The organism is Actinomadura hibisca NBRC 15177, assembly GCF_001552635.1.
Classification (GTDB): Bacteria; Actinomycetota; Actinomycetes; order Streptosporangiales; family Streptosporangiaceae; genus Spirillospora; species Spirillospora hibisca.
The window spans coordinates 40,831-58,673 of the sequence record NZ_BCRO01000081.1; the positions used below are offsets into that span (position 1 = coordinate 40,831).

General features: G+C 72.7%; 16 protein-coding genes. 10 read left to right on the top strand and 6 right to left on the bottom strand.

Translation table 11 applies throughout. From position 1 onward, the window contains the following. Positions 1-41: 41 nt before the first annotated feature. Positions 42-392 carry an STAS domain-containing protein gene (locus AH6_RS32565; protein WP_067487886.1) on the bottom strand — a complete coding sequence of 117 codons (351 nt, stop codon included), beginning with the start codon at positions 390-392 and terminating at the stop codon, positions 42-44. A 306-nt stretch (positions 393-698) separates the two neighbouring features. Here AH6_RS32565 and AH6_RS32570 point away from each other — a divergent pair, with 306 nt between their 5' ends. Beyond that, complete coding sequence (locus tag AH6_RS32570; RefSeq protein WP_083983700.1) at positions 699-1,373, top strand: lysophospholipid acyltransferase family protein; 675 nt, start codon at positions 699-701, stop codon at positions 1,371-1,373. Between the two features lie 90 nt (positions 1,374-1,463). On the opposite strand, the gene AH6_RS32575 is transcribed toward AH6_RS32570, so the two are convergent. Beyond that, complete coding sequence (locus tag AH6_RS32575) at positions 1,464-2,048, bottom strand: hypothetical protein (protein WP_067487888.1); 585 nt, start codon at positions 2,046-2,048, stop codon at positions 1,464-1,466. Between the two features lie 143 nt (positions 2,049-2,191). On the opposite strand from AH6_RS32575, the gene AH6_RS32580 reads away from it, so the two are divergent. The 8 genes from AH6_RS32580 (at position 2,192) to hisC (ending at position 10,245) form a co-directional block, all read left to right on the top strand. Further along, positions 2,192-2,896, top strand: a complete 705-nt coding sequence (locus tag AH6_RS32580; RefSeq protein WP_067487924.1) for a hypothetical protein — start codon at positions 2,192-2,194, stop codon at positions 2,894-2,896. Between the two features lie 144 nt (positions 2,897-3,040). After that, positions 3,041-3,241: an NfeD C-terminal domain-containing protein gene (locus AH6_RS32585; protein ID WP_067487925.1), complete on the top strand. Its 201-nt coding sequence runs from the start codon at positions 3,041-3,043 to the stop codon at positions 3,239-3,241. A 139-nt stretch (positions 3,242-3,380) separates the two neighbouring features. Then, positions 3,381-4,727, top strand: coding sequence for a flotillin family protein (locus AH6_RS32590; protein ID WP_067487890.1), 1,347 nt, complete (start codon positions 3,381-3,383; stop codon positions 4,725-4,727). 79 nt (positions 4,728-4,806) lie between these two features. Next, positions 4,807-5,517, top strand: coding sequence for an NUDIX hydrolase (locus AH6_RS32595; RefSeq protein ID WP_067487892.1), 711 nt, complete (start codon positions 4,807-4,809; stop codon positions 5,515-5,517). A gap of 81 nt (positions 5,518-5,598) precedes the next feature. Further along, a complete protein-coding gene (locus AH6_RS32600; RefSeq protein ID WP_067487894.1) occupies positions 5,599-7,164 on the top strand; it encodes a serine/threonine-protein kinase in 1,566 nt (521 codons plus the stop codon). Continuing rightward, positions 7,161-8,747, top strand: a complete 1,587-nt coding sequence (locus tag AH6_RS32605; protein WP_067487896.1) for a serine/threonine-protein kinase — start codon at positions 7,161-7,163, stop codon at positions 8,745-8,747. Before AH6_RS32600 ends, AH6_RS32605 begins: the two co-directional genes overlap by 4 nt. Positions 8,748-8,812: 65 nt before the next feature. Next, positions 8,813-9,097: a DUF6401 family natural product biosynthesis protein gene (locus tag AH6_RS32610; protein ID WP_157431866.1), complete on the top strand. Its 285-nt coding sequence runs from the start codon at positions 8,813-8,815 to the stop codon at positions 9,095-9,097. A gap of 38 nt (positions 9,098-9,135) precedes the next feature. Beyond that, positions 9,136-10,245, top strand: coding sequence for a histidinol-phosphate transaminase (gene hisC, locus AH6_RS32615; protein ID WP_067487900.1), 1,110 nt, complete (start codon positions 9,136-9,138; stop codon positions 10,243-10,245). Positions 10,246-10,379: 134 nt separating this feature from the next. On the opposite strand, the gene AH6_RS32620 is transcribed toward hisC, so the two are convergent. Further along, positions 10,380-11,726, bottom strand: coding sequence for a transcriptional regulator (locus tag AH6_RS32620; protein WP_067487902.1), 1,347 nt, complete (start codon positions 11,724-11,726; stop codon positions 10,380-10,382). Positions 11,727-12,249: 523 nt separating this feature from the next. After that, positions 12,250-13,542, bottom strand: a complete 1,293-nt coding sequence (gene murA, locus AH6_RS32625) for a UDP-N-acetylglucosamine 1-carboxyvinyltransferase (RefSeq protein ID WP_067487904.1) — start codon at positions 13,540-13,542, stop codon at positions 12,250-12,252. 378 nt (positions 13,543-13,920) lie between these two features. Here murA and AH6_RS46215 point away from each other — a divergent pair, with 378 nt between their 5' ends. Continuing rightward, entirely contained in the window at positions 13,921-15,015 is a 1,095-nt protein-coding gene (locus AH6_RS46215; RefSeq protein WP_067487905.1) for a suppressor of fused domain protein, read from the top strand. 52 nt (positions 15,016-15,067) lie between these two features. Here the strand turns inward: AH6_RS46215 and AH6_RS32635 are convergent, their stop codons facing one another. Further along, a complete protein-coding gene (locus AH6_RS32635; RefSeq protein WP_067487907.1) occupies positions 15,068-15,862 on the bottom strand; it encodes an MOSC domain-containing protein in 795 nt (264 codons plus the stop codon). Positions 15,863-15,902: 40 nt separating this feature from the next. Then, on the bottom strand, positions 15,903-17,225 hold the full coding sequence (gene purB / locus AH6_RS32640) for an adenylosuccinate lyase (protein WP_067487909.1): 1,323 nt from the start codon (positions 17,223-17,225) through the stop codon (positions 15,903-15,905). Between the last annotated feature and the right edge of the window lie 618 nt (positions 17,226-17,843).

Here is a 17,843-nt window from a genome sequence, read left to right on the forward strand (position 1 = left end):
GCCGCGCGGCCCGAGGCATGGGGCCCGGCGTGCGGTGGCCGTCAGGGGGCGGGCGAGGGGAAGGCCCCGATCGCCGCCCGCAACGTGTCGTAGACCGGCACGTACTGGTCGATGCCGGTGATGCGGAGGATGCGGGCGATCCGCGGCGGCGGCGCGATCAGCGCGATCGGCGTGCCGCGCTCGCCCGCCCGCCGGTTGGCCGCCACGATCGCGTTCAGCCCGGTGGAGTCGCAGAAGGTGACCTGGCGCATGTCCACCACCAGGGGCGAGCCGAGGTCCAGGACGCCGAGCATGGCCTCCTCGAACCGCTCGCGGGTCACCACGTCGAGCTCGCCCTGCACCCGTACCAGGGTGCAGCGGTCGTGCCGCATCAGGTGCACGTCGAAGTCCATGGGCTACCTCCCGCTCCGGCCGAGAGCCCGCGACCCGTGTCCGGTTTCCCAGGATCGCGCACGGCGCGCGGCATTCCAAGCGCCCGCGGGAAAAAGCTACTCACCGGGAACTTACTAATGGGTAAGAAATAGTCCCGTGATAGTGCCGCGCAGGACCTGCCGGTCGTTATGGGATATGCCACCGTTCCCGGGCGTGACCTGCGCGATAGTCATTCCTGGCGCACCGGTGCGGGGCAACGGACACCGCTGACCCCGGCGCGGTCCGGCGCAGACGTTACAGTGGCGGAGCCGATTTCTGGAGGACAGGTGTTCTACACGTTCATGTCGCGGGTGGTCGCCCCTATCCTGCGCCTGCTCTTCCGGCCGCGGATCGAGGGCGTGGAGAACGTGCCGCGCTACGGGCCGCTGATCGTGGCGAGCAACCACCTGTCGTTCATCGACAGCTTCATCATCCCGCTGGCGGTGCCGCGCCCGGTGACCTACATCGCCAAGGCCGACTACTTCGCCGGGCGGGGGCTCAAGGGCCGCTTCGTGCGCTGGTTCATGACCACGCTCGGGCACGTGCCGGTGCAGCGCGGCGCGCGGCGCGCGGCGATGGGCGCGCTGGAGCAGGCGGTGGAGATCCTCGGCAACAGCGGCGCGTTCGCCATCTACCCCGAGGGCACCCGCTCCTCCGACGGCCGCCTGTACCGGGGCCGCACCGGCACGGGCTGGCTGGTGCTGGCCTCCGGCGCGCGGGTGTTGCCGATCGGGCTGGCCGGGACCGAGCGCGTGCAGCCGATCGGCGCGTCCTGGCCGCGCTTCTTCGGGCCGCGCCCCACCGTGCGCATCGGCGAGCCGATGGACTTCTCGCACTACCGCGACCTGCCCCCGGCCAAGGCCCGCCGCGCCATCACCGACGAGATCGTCGCCGAGATCCAGAAGTTGTCGGGCCAGGAGTTCACGGGCGTGTACAACGAGCGGGCGAACACCCCGGGGTAGTCCCGGCGGCGTCCGCCCGCCCGTCGTGCCGTGGCCGCCGTGCCGTGGCCGCCGTGCGGTGGCCGTCGCGCTGTGGCCGTCGTGCCTCGGTCAGTTGGTGTCCAGCGAGGGCGGCGTGCGCTCGGTGATCCCGGCGCCGTTCTTGCTCGCGTCGCTCTTGAACGAGTCGATGGCGCCGCCCACCGCACCGATCTCGGCCGGGTTGATGTCACCCGACTTCAGCTTGTCCACCATGCCGCCGAGGCTGTTGGTCAGCGAGTCCAGCGGCTTCTTGAGCGCGCCGCACAGCTTGGGGTCGGCGTTGACCATCTTGCGCGCGGCGTTCAGCCGGTTGGCCGCGAACGCCGCCGCCGCGCCCGCCTTCACGAACGCCTTGGTGCGGCCCTCGGCGTCCTTGTTGAAGGTGCCCGCCTGGTAGGGCTTGTAGATCCAGCGATGGAAGGCGCCGAACGCCAGGCCCGCGTCGGCGGTGAAGCGCGTCTTGGCGAACTTCTTGGTCTGCTCGCTGGGGCAGACCTCCGGCGAGTCCGACGCCGTCGGCGTGATGCTGGTCGCCGGTGTCGTCGTGCTCCCGACGGCCCCCCTGGTGTCGGCGCTCTGGCTGTTGCCGCCGCACGCCGACGACACCGCCAGTGCCAGCAGGAGCACCGGCAGCACGAGAATTCTGCGGAACATCGCTTATCCCCCGAGTGTCGTTCCGCGTCCCGGTCACGGAACGCAACGGCACTCCTACCCACTGTGCCCGCCTTGTGCACGGGCGACCCGGAACGCGTGTCGCCGCCCCCGGAACCGGACGGATGCGCCGTAAGGTCGCCGACATGGCGCACCGTCTCCTCCCGACCACGGCGGCACTGGCCGCCCTCGCCGCCGCCCTGACGGCCTGCGGCGGCGACGGCGGCGGTCCGGCCGAGCCCGCGCGGGCCACCGGCCGCGCCGCGCTGGCCGGCACCGGCTACACCTCCGACCAGCTCAAGGAGGCGCTGCTGCGCGAGCTGCCCGGCTACCAGCGGGCCGGGGAGCCCGACTCGGGGGAGTACGGCACCCGCAAGGCCATCCAGAACTTCGAGCAGCTCCAGCGGGAGGTCCAGCTCGACAAGAAGAGCTGCGCCGCCGTCCAGGCCGGCCAGAAGGTGGACAAGAGCATCCCGGCCGCGCTCGCCACCTTCAGCAAGGGCGGCAGCCAGTACGTCACCGAGACGCTGATGGCGATGCCCGACGACGACGCCGAGCAGCAGGTCAAGGCGCGCGTCCCGGCCGGGTGCCAGACCTTCCGCACCCGCGTGGGCGCGCAGTGGTCCGAGCACACGGTGGTGGAGCCGCCGCCCGGCACCATCGGCGCGGGCTCGCGCACCGTCGGGGTCACCACCACCACGGGCGGCTCCAACACCCGGACCTGGTACGTGGTGCTGCGCGGCCGCCGCTACCTGGCGACCATCAGCCTCTACGGCCCCACCGCCACCCGCGCCGAGGCCGAGGGGCTGGCCCGCCAGGCGCACGAGCAGGCCCAGCGCATCCTGCCCTGACCCGGCCGTCGCGCCCTGCCCGCGCGTTCCGCCGCGCCCCGCCGCCGTCTCCCGCCTGCGCGTCCGGTGCGGGCGGGTGGTGCGCCCATGCGGGACGAGCGGATAGCGTTCGCCCTACAACGACGCGCGGGAGCGGGGGTGCCCTTGATCGGCAAAGAGGGTCGGGTCACCGGGAAGATCGGTCCGGGGCTGGTCGGCGAGGTCATGATCCCGATCCGCGGCGGGGTGGAGGCGTTCTACGCCCACCCGGTGGTGCCGCAGGACGAGATCGGCGTGGGCACCATCGTGGTCGTGGTGGAGTACCACCCGCCGCGCACGGTCTACGTCGCGCCCGCCCTCGGGTGATTCGCCGACCTTTGGCCTGATCCGGCCTGATCTCCAGTGGGCTGAACCGTTCCTCCCGGTCCTGCGTCTATGTGTGCACGACGGCCCGCCCCGGCCCTGCCGTCCCGGGGCGGCCGCCCCCAGCCCGTAGGAGGTCCGTATGCCCTTGATCGGTGTGGCGATCGCGGTGGTGGTCGCCGTCGTCGTGTTGATCGTCCTGTTCAAGATGGTCTGGCGCGTCGCCGAGCCGAACGAGGCGCTGATCATCTCCGGCCTGGGCGCCCGGTCCAAGCCGATCGACGGGGTGGACAGCCTCGGCTTCAAGATCATCACTGGCAAGGGCACCTCGGTGCTGCCCGGCTTCCAGGTGGCGCGGCGGTTGCGGCTGGACAGCCGCGCGGCCAACCTGGAGGTCAACTGCGTCACCCAGCAGGGCATCCCGGTGAAGGTGCGCGGCGTGGTCATCTACAAGGTCGGCGACGACTTCGTGTCGATCGCCAACGCCGCCCGCCGCTTCCTGGAGCAGCAGGGCTCGATGGACGGCGCGATCCACGAGCTGTTCACCGGCCACCTGCGCTCGATCATCGGCGGCCTCACCGTCGAGGACCTGATCCTCAACCGCGAGCGGCTGACCGGCGAGACCCGCAGCTCGGCCGCCGACGAGATGAACAAGCTGGGCCTGGTGGTGGACTCGCTCCAGATCCAGGAGATCGACGACGAGACCGGCTACATCACCAACCTCGGCCGCCCGCACGCCGCCCGCGTCGCCGCCTCCGCCCGCATCGCCGAGGCCGAGCGCGACCAGGAGGCCACCCAGCGCGAGCAGGAGACCATGCGGGAGAACGCCGCGGTCATCCGGGACACCGAGATCAAGAAGGCCGAGTACGAGGGCCAGGTGCAGCAGGCCGCCCAGCAGGCCCGCCAGGAGGTCATCCTCAAGGAGACCCGCAACGCCGAGCTGGAGGCCGAGCGCACCGAGAAGCGGCTGGAGAGCGAGATCCGCAAGCCCGCCGACGCCCGCGCCTACGAGCAGGTGAAGCTGGCCGAGGCCGAGCGCGACCAGCGGTTCGCGCTGGCGCAGGCCGCCGCCAAGGAGGTCCAGCTGAAGGCCGAGCGGGAGGCCGAGGCCACCCGCCTGCTCGGTGAGGCCGAGGCCGACGCCACCCGCAAGCGCGGCCTGGCCGAGGCCGAGGCGATCAAGGCGCGCGCCGAGGCGCTGGCCCAGAACCAGGAGGCGGTCATCGCCCAGCAGCTCGCCGAGCAGTGGCCGCAGATCGTCGAGGCCGGGGCGCGGGTCTTCGGCAACGTCGACAACATGGTGGTGCTGAACGGCGCCGACGGCGTGGAGGACCTGCTCGCCAAGGCCCTCACCCTGGGCGGCACCGGGCTCGGCCTGGCCCGCTCGCTGCTGTCGAACGTCAGCGGGCAGAACGGCCAGCAGAACGGGCACGTCCCGGCCCCGGCGCTGGACAGGACGACCCCGGTCGAGGCGCCGCGCGAGGGCTGATCACTCCAGCGGTGCGAGGAACGCACGGGCCGTCCGCGAGGGCGGCCCGTCGCCGTTCTCCAGTCGGTACCTTTGGGGCATGCCCGTGCCCCGGCTCGCCGTCACCGTCGATCTCGTCGTCCTCACCGTGCGCGAGCAGCGGCTCAGCGCGCTGATGTGGCGGCGCGACCGGGCCCCCTACGACGGCGCGTGGTCGTTGCCGGGCGGCTTCATCCAGCTCGACGAGGACCTGCCGGCCGCCGCGTCCCGGCTGATGGCCGAGCGCGCCGGGCTCGCCGACGTGCGCATCCACCTGGAGCAGCTCGCCACCTACGGCTACCCCGACCGCGACCCCCGCCAGCGCGTGGTCAGCGTCGCCTACCTGGGCCTGGCCCCCAACCTGCCCGCCTCCACGCGCGCGCAGGTGTTGTGGGCCGACGTGGCCGAGCTGATGCACCGCGACAAGCCCGCCTTCGACCACCGGCGCATCCTGGGCGACGGCGTCGAGCGCGCCCGCGCCAAGCTGGAGTACACCTCGCTGGCCGCCGCGTTCTGCCCGCCCGAGTTCACCGTGGCCGAGCTGCGCCGCGTCTACGAGATCGTGTGGGGCACCCCGCTGGACCCGCGCAACTTCCACCGGAAGGTCACCGGGGCCGACCGTTTCCTGATCCCGACCGGCCACACCACCACCCGCGACGGCGGCCGACCCGCGCGCCTGTACGTCCGGGGCGACGCCGAGCAGCTCCGCCCGCCGATGCTCCGCCCCCGCCCCGAGAACGTCTCGCCCGCACGCGCCGCCGCCGCGCACTGACACCGCCTCCGCCGGGAGTGGTACAGCCGACAACGCTCGGGGAGCGACAAAAGAACAGCCTTGTTTGTAGGGTTCTGTCGCGTGACGGTGGACACGGTGGGACCGTTCCGGGTGGTCGGCGAGCTCGGGCAGGGCGGCATGGGGCGGGTGCTGCTCGGCGCGGGCCGGGACGGGCGGCTCGTCGCGGTCAAGCAGGTGCACGAGGAGTTCGCCGAGGACGAGGCGTTCCGGGCGCGGTTCCGGCGGGAGGTCGAGGCGTCCCGGCGGGTGTCGGGGGCCTACACCGCCGCCGTCGTGGCCGCCGACACCGAGGCCGCGACGCCCTGGCTGGCCTCGGAGTTCGTGCCGGGCCCGTCGCTGCGGCAGGTGCTCGACGACACCGGGCCGCTGCCCGAGGACGCCGCGCGCCGGCTCGCGGCCGGGCTGGCGCGGGCGCTGCTGGACGTCCACGGGGCCGGGCTCGTGCACCGCGACCTCAAGCCGTCCAACGTGCTGCTGGCCGAGGACGGCGTGCGCGTCATCGACTTCGGCATCGCGCGGGCCGCCGAGGAGGGCGGGCAGACCCGCATCACCCACACCGGCGCGCTGGTCGGGTCGCCCGCGTTCATGTCGCCCGAGCAGGTGGAGGGCCGGGACCCGACGCCCGCCTCCGACGTGTTCGCGCTCGGCGCGACGCTGGTCACGGCCTGCACCGGCAAGGGCCCGTTCCCCGGCCGGTCCGCGCCGCAGATGTTCTACGCCATCGTGCACTCCGAGCCCGACCTCGGGGCCGTGCCGCCGGGACTGCGCCCCGTCGTCGCCGCGTGCCTGGCCAAGGACCCCGCCGCGCGGCCGACGCCGCAGCAGGTGCTCCAGATGGTCGGCATGGTCGCTCCGGCGGCGCGGCCCTGGCCGGAGGCGGTGCACCGGCTCATCGCGGGGCAGCGGGCCGAGGTCGCGCGGCAGGTGGCGGCCCCGGTCCCGCGGATGGACCCGACCGTCCCGGGGACGCGGCCCGCGCGCGGCCGGAAGCTCGCGGTGCTCAGCGGGGTCGCGCTGCTGCTCGTCGCGGTCGGCGCGGGCGTGCTCCTGCTGGGGGACAAGGACGAGAACGGCGTCCCGAGCGCCCTCTGGGTAGTGGTCCCCGAGGAGGTCCCGACGCCCGGAGGCACGCCGTTGTCGCAGGTCAGCGACCGTTACACCGGCAAGCTCCCGGACTGCGAGCAGGCCACCGCCGCCGTGCGGATCCCCGGCGGGTTCGCGCCCTTCGGCAAGGGCGTCGCCAACTCCGTCTTCAAGAGCGGGGACGGCACGAGCCTGCACAGCGGCTGCACCTGGACCAGCCGCTCCGGCGACAAGATCGTCCTTGACTGGCAGCTCTTCAGCACCGGCAAGGGGCCCGGCACGGGCGCCGAGCAGGCCAAGGACCGACACGAAGGCCTCTACCTCCGAGGTCGTAGCAAGCGCGAGAAGGACGTCGGGTACGCGGAGGAGGTGCACCGGCTGGCGGCGGAGAAGTCGTTGAGCGACAACAACTGCGTGTACTACGTCCGGGACGTCAACCTGACGGTCTTCCTCGCCCTCAGCGGCCCCCGCTTTCCCCGCGGCGGTTGCGACGCCGACGCCCACGCGTTCGCCAAGGGCGCGGTGCAGGCGGTGCCGCGATGAGGGCGCTGCGCGACACCGACCCCCGCCAGGCCGGGCCGTACCGGCTGCTCGCCGAGGTCGGCCGGGGCGGCATGGGGCGCGTGCTGCTCGGCGTCGCGCCGGACGGCCGCCTCGTCGCGGTCAAGCAGATCCACGCCCGGCTCGCCGCCGACGCCGGGTTCCGCGCCCGGTTCCGCCGCGAGGTGGACGCCTCCCGCCGGGTGTCGGGGGCCTACACGGCGGCGGTGATGGACGCCGACCCCGACGGGCCCGCGCCATGGCTGGCCTCGGCGTTCGTCGCCGGGCCGTCGCTCGGCGAGGTGGTGGACGCCCTCGGCCCGCTGCCCGAACCGGCCGTGCGCGTCCTGGCGGCGGGCCTCGCCGCCGCGCTCACCGAGATCCACCGCACCGGCCTGGTGCACCGCGACCTCAAGCCCGACAACGTGCTGCTGGCCGAGGACGGCGTCCGCGTCATCGACTTCGGCATCGCGCGGGCCGCCGAGGGCGGGGACGCCACCGAGCTGACGCGCACCGGCTGGGTCGTCGGGTCGCCCGCGTTCATGTCGCCCGAGCAGGCCGACGGGCGCGAGCCGTCCCCGGCCGGGGACGTGTTCTCGCTCGGCGCGGTGCTGGCGCTGGCGGCGACGGGCGCCAGCCCGTTCGCCGGGGCCTCCACCGCGCGGACCCTCTACAACGTCGTGCACGCCGATCCCGACCTGAGCGCCGTGCCGCCCTCGTTGCGGCCGATCGTCGCGGCGTGCCTGGCCAAGGACCCCGCCGCCCGGCCCACGCCTGAGCAACTGCGCGATCTCGTCGGCCCGGTCCCGCCCGCCGCGCCGCGCTGGCCGCCGCGCATCCACCAGATGGCGCAGGCGCGGCAGGCCGAGATCGCCGGACTGCTCGGCGACCCGGACCGCACCCTGGTGCCGGGCGGGCCCGTCCAAGCGCCGACGCGCGTGGCGGAGCAGGCGGCCACCAGGATCGCGCCGCCGGGGGCCATGCCCACCATCGGCACGCCTGCCGCCCGGCGTCGCCCGACGGCGGCCCTGCTCGCGGCGGGCGCGGGCGCGTTGTCCCTGGCCGTCGTGGCCGCCGTGTACGTCGTGACCTCCGGCGGCGCTGCGGCCAACGGGTCGTTCTCGTCGGACCCCGACCGTTACACCAAGGCCCCGATCTGCTCCGAGGCCGCGCCGAAACTGCCGCTGCCGCCGCGCTCGACCGACAGGGACGCCTACTCCGAGCGGTCCGACGAGGCCGAGACCTCCTGCGAATGGGGAGCCTCCTCGAAGGACCGCTGGGCACCGAGGGCGCACACGACCGTCCGCTGGCGGCTGGAGCGGAGCATCGGCGGCAGGGGCAACGGGACCGACCGGCAGCGCCGGGAGTTCGCCGATCTCGCCAAGGACGGCGAGCGCGAGAGCGGCATCGGTGAGGAGGCGTTCTGGGACACCACCCTGGCCGTGGACGACCACTGCGACCTCTCCGTCCGGGACGGCAACCTCCAGGTGACGGTGACCCTCGGCGGCGACCAGAACCCGCCCGCGACCTGCAAGGACAAGGCCCGCACGATCGTCCGCGCGGCGCTGGCGGCGATGCCGCGCTGAACCGGGACGCCTCGGGGCACGCCGGTGGACGACGCATGGCCGGGTCATTGCTAGCTTTTGCCGTTATGAGCGATTTGTCCGAAGAGCTGGGCCTGATCGTCCGCGACATCGGGGCCGCCGGGGTCGCCGAGATGGCCTGCTCGCCGGGGCTGGCGGCGGCGGTGGACCAGCACGTGGCCGCCCTCCGCGCGCAGGTGCCGGACCTCGGGCACGACGCGCTGATGGGCTACCTGCACGGGTTCGCCGAGGACGCCTTCCGGCGCGGCTGGTGGCCGGACGACACCCGGGACTGGGAGTTCGTCCGGATTGTGGCCGTCTGCTGGCTGATGCGGCAAAGTTCGGCTCAGTAAGCTGGGATCATCCCCGCCCCGTCTTCAGGAGGACAACGGTGTCCGACGTCAGCGCAGACCAGACCGCCGACGGCCAGAACGCCCCGGTGCGCTTCCGTTCCGTGCTGGAGCGGTTCGTGGCCTACAAGCCCGGCAAGGTCGTGGTGTCGCCCGAAGGCCGCTCGTTCAAGCTGTCGTCCAACGAGTCGCCGCACGGCCCGCTGCCGTCGGTGCAGGAGGCCGTCGAGCGCGCCGCCCGCGACGTCAACCGCTACCCCGACAACAACGCCACCGCGCTGATCGAGGCGATCTCCGCCAAGTACGGCGTGCCCGCCGCGCACGTCGCGGTCGGCTGCGGCTCGGTCGGCGTGACGCAGATGTTGCTGGCCGCCGTCGCCGAGCCCGGCGCGGAGATCGTCTACGCCTGGCGCTCGTTCGAGGCGTACCCGCTGCTGGTCGGGCTGTCGGGCGCGACGTCGGTGCAGGTGCCGCTGCGCGAGGAGGCGCACGACCTCGACGCGATGGCCGAGGCGATCAACGAGAACACGCGGCTGGTGTTCGTCTGCAACCCCAACAACCCGACCGGCACGGTCGTGCGGCGCGCCGAGCTGGAGGCGTTCCTGGACCGCGTCCCGGCCGACTGCCTGGTGGTGCTGGACGAGGCGTACCGCGAGTACGTGCGGGACGAGGAGGTCCCCGACGGCCTCACCCTGTACCGCGACCGCCCGAACGTGGTCGTGCTGCGCACCTTCTCCAAGGCGTACGGGCTGGCCGGGCTGCGCATCGGCTTCGTCGTCGGGCACCCGAAGGTGGCCGAGGCGATCCGCAAGACCTACCTGCCGTTCAGCGTCAACTCGATCGCCCAGGCCGCCGGGGTGGCGTCGCTGGCGGCGACCGGCGAGCTGATGGACCGGGTCGAGGGCACCGTCAAGGAGCGTGAGCGCGTCCGTGACGCGCTGCTGGCGGCGGGCTGGACCGTCCCCACCACCGAGGCCAACTTCGTGTGGCTGCGGCTCGGTGAGCGCACGATGGAGTTCTCCGCCGCGTGCGACGCGCGGGGCGTGAGCGTGCGGCCGTTCCCGGGCGAGGGCGCGCGGGTGTCGATCGGGTCGCCGGAGGAGAACGACGAGTTCATCGCCGTCGCCGAGGCGTTCCCGCACCGCAACTAGCCGGCTTTCGGGTAGGACAGGGCTGAGCAGGGCAAGGCCGGGCGGCGCGACGGCGAAGTGCCGTCGCGCCGCCCGCCAACGCTCTTCGGCCCGGCCTTCGGGCCCGGCGCTCGCGCCCGGCCCTCAGGCCCGGCTCACGTGGCGGCCTTCGGCCCCAGCTTCTCCACGATCAGCCGGTAGAGCTGGCGCGGGCGTCCCGGCTGCGGCGTGCGGTTGGGCGGCAGCGGCCAGGCGAGGCCCTCCTCCACCAGCGTCCGCAACAACCGCCGCGCGGTGCGCGGGGTGACGCCGAGCATCTTGCCGGCGTTCTCCGCGTCCACGATCAGCGGCTGCTCCTGGTCGCCCAGCTTGTCGGCCAGCCGCGCCAGGATCTCCAGGCCCTTCGGCTTGGCCTGCGGCTGCGCCCGCGGCGGGGTGCGCGGCGCGGGCACCAGGGCCCGGCCGTCGCGGTCCAGGGCGAAGCCCTGGGCCCGCTGCGAGCTCTGCGACCGCGCGAGCGCCGCGCGCGCGTGCGACTCGGCCTCGTGCGCGGTGCGGCCCATGCCGATGCCGACCTCGATCGCGAGCCCGAGCTCCTCGCGCACCCGCTCGACGAACGGCGGGGTGCGGAAGCCCTCGGTGGTCGCGGTGACCGAGCCGCGGGTGGCGATGACCAGGTAGCTGTGGTCGTCCAGCGGCCACACCGAGGCGTTCATCCGGTGCGCCTCCTGGAGCAGCACCCGGTGCAGCGCCAGCTTCAGCTCGTCGCGCCAGTACCGCGGGGTGACCCGGCGCGGCGTCTCGCGCAGCGTCGGGACGTCCACCAGCACCACCACCAGCTGCGACTCCTCCAGCCGGTGGTGGGCGCCCAGCAGCGCCGCCGTCTGGAGCGAGCTGCGGATGGCCGCGCCGGTCGGGCGCACCCGGATGGTCGGGACCCCGGCCATCTCCATGCGCTCGGCCGTGGCGTGCACGCACGTCATCGCGACCGTGGTCGCGCCGCGCCGCCACAGGCGCTCGTGGAAGGCGGCCAGCGTTCCCGGACCGGCCGCCTCCTCCCGCAGGTGCACCTGCTCGGTGCCCAGGCTGATCTCCGCGTAGGCCTCCTCGACCTCGGCCCGGCCGAGCACGTCGATGCTCACCCGCGCCGGGTCGAACCGGTCGTCCAGCGACGCCCGCAGCAGCGCGCCCTGGAGGGCCGCGCCGTTCAGCGGGACGTAGGTGGCGGGCATGGTGAGCACGCCCGCCTTCCGGGCGAAGTCGTAGGGCACCGGGCTGGCGAACAGGCACACGTCCACCCCCGACCCCAGCCGGACGACCTTGTCGGCCGCCTCCTGTTCGTCGCGGTAGGCCGCGGCCACCAGCCGGCTCGGCACCGGTGTGGGGCCGTGGCCCATCAGCATGACCCGTTCGACGAGGTCATGCGGCCCGACGACTCCGATCGTGAGGTCGGGCGTGACCGACCCCGTCCGCGCGGCCGTCACCGGCCGCTCGCTTCCCATCCGGAATGGTGGCGAGGGTCCACCCCCGGCCATGCGTTCGCGCACGCTCCGCCCAACCGTTGACTCATGGCTTGTCGCCCCTGCCTTCTGACCCAGCACCGCAGTTCCCGTGCGATTCGTTCCTCAGTGGGCAGATCGGGTCAGGGCGACCGTGTGTGACGCCCAGACGCGAAATCGAATCAAGAGTGCGGCGAAAAAGTAACCTACGCGACCCCTTGGTCAGTAATTTGTCACCATTCGGCCAGCCTTGATCCTGCATCTTGGGTCGTCCGAAGTTGAAAAACAAGACCCGAAAACGCCGCGAGGGGTCTCCCCTGGCGCTGATGCGCACTGAGGAGACCCCTGCGGCGTCCGTTTGGTTTACCCGATGGCCGAAATCCGGCCGACCCGGCTCCAAGCGGACCGGAAAGCCAAGTGATCCGTTCGGCCGAACCGGTCCGCCCTGACCTGGTGATTTTCTAACGGTCTGACCGTTAGTCCACTTTGCGGTGGTAAGGGCAATTCAGGCGGTTGTTGAGAACGTTCAGCCCGTAACGCGCTCGATGTCGGCGCCGAGCTGCGACAGGCGCTCGGCGGTGTGCGCGTGGCCCCGGTCGAGGTAGTAGGCGGAGGTGATCGTGGTCTCGCCCTCGGCGGCCAGCCCCGCCAGCACCAGCGCGCTGCCGCAGCGCAGGTCGTGCGCCTCGACCTCGGCCCCGCGCAGCGTGTTCGGGCCGTTCACCTTGGCGCGGTTGCCGTCCACCTCGATGGCGGCGCCCATCTTGGCCAGCTCGCCGGCCAGCTTGAAGCGGCCGTCGAAGATGCGCTCGTAGATGTAGGACGGGCCGTCGGCCAGGCAGGACACCGCCATGATCGGCGACTGGAGGTCGGTGGCGAAGCCGGGGTACTCGTCGGTGATGACGTTGATCGGCCGCAGCGGGCGGTCGCGCCGCACCTGGAGCACCGCGCCCTGCTGGTGGAACTCCACGCCCATCTGCTCCAGCTTGTCGGCCGCGACGCCGAGGTGCTCCAGGGACGCGCCGACCAGGTTGAGGTCGCCGCCGGTGATGGCCGCGGCCATCACGAACACGCCGGCGTCGATGCGGTCGGGCATCACGGTGTGCTCGACGGCGGTGAGCTCGTCCACGCCCTCGACGGTGATGAAGCCGGTGCCGCCACCGGTGATCTTCGCGCCCATGGCCTGGAGGATCTTGATGTTGTCCAGCACCTCGGGCTCCAGCGCCGCGTTCTTGATCAGCGTGGTGCCCTGGGCCAGCGCGGCCGCCATGATCAGGTTCTCGGTGCCGGTGTGCGAGGGGGTGTCGCAGTACAACGTGCCGCCGCGCAGGTCGCCGGCCTTGATGTGGATGACGCCCTCGCCGTTGTCGGCCACCTGCTCGGTGACGGTGGCGCCCATCCGCTTGAAGCCGTTGTAGTGGAAGTCCAGGTTGCGGCTGCCGAGGTTGCAGCCGCCCACGCCCTCGATGACCGCCTCGCCGAGCCGGTGCAGCAGCGCCGGCACGAACAGGAACGAGCCGCGGAAGCGCGCGGCGATGTCGGCCGGCAGCACCGGGCTGGACAACGAGGAGGCGTCGATCACCAGCGTGCGCTCGGCCTCGTGCAGCTCGGCCTTGGCGCCGATGGCCTGGGCGAGCTCCACCGCGCGCTTGACGTCCTCGATGATCGGGACGTTGCGCAGCACCGTGCGGCCCTTGCTGGCCATCAGGGAGGCGCCGATCATGGGCAGGACCGCGTTCTTGGCGCCCTGGACGAAGACGGTGCCGTGCAACCGGCGGCCGCCGCGCACGCGATAGCGAACCTCGTGGCCCGTGCTCATGCCGTGTGACTCCTTAGGTGCCTTGTTGGATGCCCGGGTGCGGGGTACGGGGTACGGCGCAGACCGGTCGACGGGGACCGCACGGCCGCCCCGCGCCGGGGCGGCGGGCCACCAGGGCCGAGCGCGCCGAGAAGGTGTCCCCTCCGTGCCGACGCGACCCCAGTAAACCACCGCACCGAGGGTGAGGCGGCCGCCGCGCGCCTGCGCCGCGCCACGGTCCGATCATTGAGATGGCGGGCGGAGCGCCAAAGGTTCGGATCGCCGGGAAAGTTGTTCCGTGCCCGACTCGGTGTGCGCGTTACCCGCAGGTGGGACGGATAGCGCGATAAGGGGCAATAGGGGTATGTGTCCTTTCGGACAGGGCTAGGGTGCGGTGCCATGGAAGACGAACGCGGCGGACGTGACGGACTCGATGGACTCGACGGGCCCGACGACGCCTCGCCCGGATGGGACGCCATCGACCAGGCGTGCCGGCGGCTCTACGGGGACACCGAGCCGGTGCACTACGGCACCATCCACAAATGGGCGCTCGGCGGTCCCGATCCGCTGGACGGGATCAGCGCCTACAAGCGCGACGCTCCCGTTCCGCACTGGCACCTGGTGTCGTACGGGATGAGCGAGTTGTACGACAAGTCCTCGGAGAACCTCGAAGAATCGGGCTGGGGATTCGAGTTCACCTTCCGGGTGGCCCGCGACGCCGCCGACGAGACGCCTCCCGCGTGGGCGCTGAACCTGCTGCAGAACCTGGGCCGTTACGTCTTCAACTCCGGCAACTGGTTCGAGCCCGGCCACCACATGAACATCAACGGCCCGATCGAGGCCGACCGCGAGGACTGCGAGATCCGCGCGCTCGCCTTCGTCCGCGACCCCGAACTGGACCGGATCGACACCCCGCACGGCACCGTGGACTTCCTCCAGGTCGTAGGGCTGACCGCCGACGAGTACGACGCCGCGCAGCGCTGGAACACCGACGGCGTGCTGGACCTGCTCGCGCCCCGGACGCCGCTGCACGTCACCGACTCCGGACGCGGCTCGCTGCTGACCGACCCGGAGCTGCTCGCCGCCGTCGAGGCCGGGATCGAGCGCGACGGCTCCAGTTCCGGCGCCCTGTACGTCACCACGGCGGGCTGGGAGCGCGACGGCGCGGCCACGACGCTGAAGGTGGGCGCGCTCCAGGCCCCGGCGATCGCGCAGGCGCTGCGCGGACGGTTGCCGTTCGGCCGCGACCTGCTGCTCCAGGCGGAGGAGTCGGCGCTGTACTTCCAGCCGGAGGAGACCCCGGCGCTGCGCGAGGTGGACGGGACGTCGCTGGTGGTCGCCGTGCCGCAGGCCGCGCTGGAGGACCTGGTGGCGGCACTGGTGCCCGAGGCGGGGGTGCGGGAGGTGCGGTCGTTGCCGGGGGTGTCGGTGGAGATCGTGCCCACGGCGATGCGGGATCAGTACGGGGCGGAGACGGGGGAGATCGTCGGCTGAGCCGTCCGGCCGTCAGAGCGTCCGGTCATCCGGCCGTTAGGTCCTTGGACCGTCAGGCCGTCTCCAGAACTTCGACCGGGTCGCCGACCCTCAGCGTGCCCTGCACGCGCGGCACGGCGTTCTGGCCGAAGCGGATGCCCCGGTCGATGGTGCGGTAGGTCGCCAGCGTGCGCAGCGGCTCGCGGCCGCGCTCGCCGGTGTCCTGGTCGGTGGTGGTGATCACGCACCGGGCGCACGCCTTGACCAGCTCGATCTCGACGGCGTCCGGCCCCGCGCCGATCCGCATCCGGCGCGCCCGATCCTCGCCGAACGCGCCCAGCCCGTCGATCACCAGGCTGGGCCGGAACCGGTTCATCGGCAGCGGCTCGGCCAGCCGCCCGTTCAGGTCGGCCAGCGACTCGGCGGAGATCACCAGCAGCGGGTAGCCGTCGGCGAAGGCGACCTCGCCGCCGCCGCGCGAGGTGGGCCGGTGCCCGGTGAAGCGCACCAGGCGGCACTCGGTGTCCAGCAGGCCCGCGAACCAGGCGGCGGCCTCGTCGCCCTGGTCGACGCCCTGGCAGTCGCTGCGGTGCACGGTGACGTCCCGGACGGGGCCCTCGTCCACGGCCTTGTGGACGAGGGGCTCGCGGCCGTCGGCGCGCACGGTCAGCTCCGTGCCGTCGTAGGCGGGCCGGAGCCGGGCCATGGCGGCGTGGTCCCGCTGGGACAGGAACCGCCCCTCCGGGTTGACGAGCATGAACTCGCGGTCGAAGCGCAACCCCGTCGGAAGCAGTTCGGCGCTCGACAGGGCCGTGCCGCCACCGCTCTTGAGCGGGTACACGGTCAGCTCGGTGAGGGTGGCGGGCACGGTTCTCCTGTTCGGGGCGGAGCGAGGCGGGGCGCGGTGCTCAGGTGAGCGCCTGGAGGCGGTCGAACATCGGGGCGAGCCGCTCCACGAACCGCTCGGGGCGGCAGACCTCGTCGAGGCGGGCCTCGTCCAGCACCAGCCCGGCGCCGTCGTGCCACAGGGCGGCGCGCTTGCGCAGCGTCTCGCGGAAGGGGACGCCGGTCTCCCAGGTCTCCATCGCGGCCTGCTGCACCAGCGGGTACGCCTCGTCGTCGCGCGACATCCCGGCCTCGACCAGTTCCAGCAGCACGGTGGAGGTGTAGATCAGGCCGCCGGTGGAGTCGAGGTTGGCGCGCATGCGGTCGGCGTCCACCACCAGGCCCGACATGAGCCGGTTGGTGAGGTTGAGCATGTAGTCGAGCGCGACGGAGGCGTCCGGCAGCGCGATGCGCTCGGTGGAGGAGTGCGAGATGTCCCGCTCGTGCCACAGCGGGATGCCCTCCATGACCGGGACGATCTGGGCCCGCACGATCCGCGCCATCCCCGCCAGCCGCTCGGAGATGATCGGGTTCTTCTTGTGCGGCATGGCCGAGGAGCCCTTCTGCCCCTTGCCGAACGGCTCCCACAACTCGCGCACCTCGGTGCGCTGCCCGTGCCGGACCTCCAGCGCGATGGCCTCCAGCACCGTCGCCATGATCGCCAGGCTGGACACCCACTCGCTGATGCCGTCGCGCAGCACGACCTGCGTGGACACGTCGGCGGCCGTCAGCTCCAGCTTGCGCGCGACGTGCCGCTCGATCTCGGGGTCGATGTTGGAGTAGGTGCCGACGGCCCCGGAGATGGCCATGACGCCGACCGCCTCACGCGCCCGGCGCAGCCGGTCCCGCGAGCGGGCGAGCCCGAACGCGAAGTCGGCGACCCGGTGCCCCCAGACGTCGGGCTCACCGTGGATGCCGTGCGTACGCCCGACGCGCAGCGTCGCGCGGTGCGCGAGCGCGTGGTCGCGCAACGTGGCGACGAGGGTGTCGGCCTTGGCCAGCAGGATGTCGGTGGCCTCGACGAGCTGGAGGGCCAGCGCGGTGTCGAGGAGGTCGGACGAGGTCATCCCGAAGTGCACGTACCGCGCCGCCTCGCGGGGCTCGGTGTTGTCGGCCCAGGCGGACAGGAAGGCGATGACGTCGTGCTGGGTGACGGCCTCGATCTCGTGCACGGCCTCCGGCGTGGGCGGCGGCGCGTTGCGAACCGGCTCCACCACCTCCGCCGGGATCGTGCCGGCCGCGGCATGGGCCTCGACCACGAGGGTCTCGACCTTGCACCACAGCTCGTACTTGTGCGCGTCACTCCAGACGCGGCCCATCTCGGGGAGGGTGTAGCGCTCAATCACCCTTTGATTCTCCCAGGTGGGGGTGGATGGTTGGGGAGGGGGTGCGGGGGTGGAATTTCTGGTGGTGGGGTGGTGGGGTGGTGGTCGGGCTAAAGGCTCGCGCTCCGCGCGACTACCTCAATCCGCGCTGCGCACGTGACCAGCGACCTCAGCCCCGTGCGCTGCACGTGACCAGCGACCTTAAGTTCGCGCTCCGTGCTAACCCCGCGCTGTGCGCCAAACGCACGCTCCGCGCCAAGAGCACGCTCCGCGCTAAAGGCACGCTCCGCGCCAAGCCCGCGCTCCGCGCTAAAGGCACGCTCCGCGCTAAGGGCACGCTCCGCGCTAAGGGCACGCTCCGCGCTAAGGGCACGCTCCGCGCTAAAGGCACGCTCCGCGCTACTACCTCAACCCGCGCTCCGCGCGTGCCTAACGACGCCAGCCCCGTGCCCTGCACCCGGCCAATAACCCCAGCCCCGCGCTTCGCGCTTGACCAAGAACCCCAGCCCCGCGCCCGAACCTGACCAGCTACCCCAGCCCTGCACTCCGCACCTGGCCAACAACCTCAACCCCGTGCCCGAACATGCCCAGCGACCCCGGCCACCGGGGACGGGGGTGCAGGGGGCAGAGCCCCTTGCC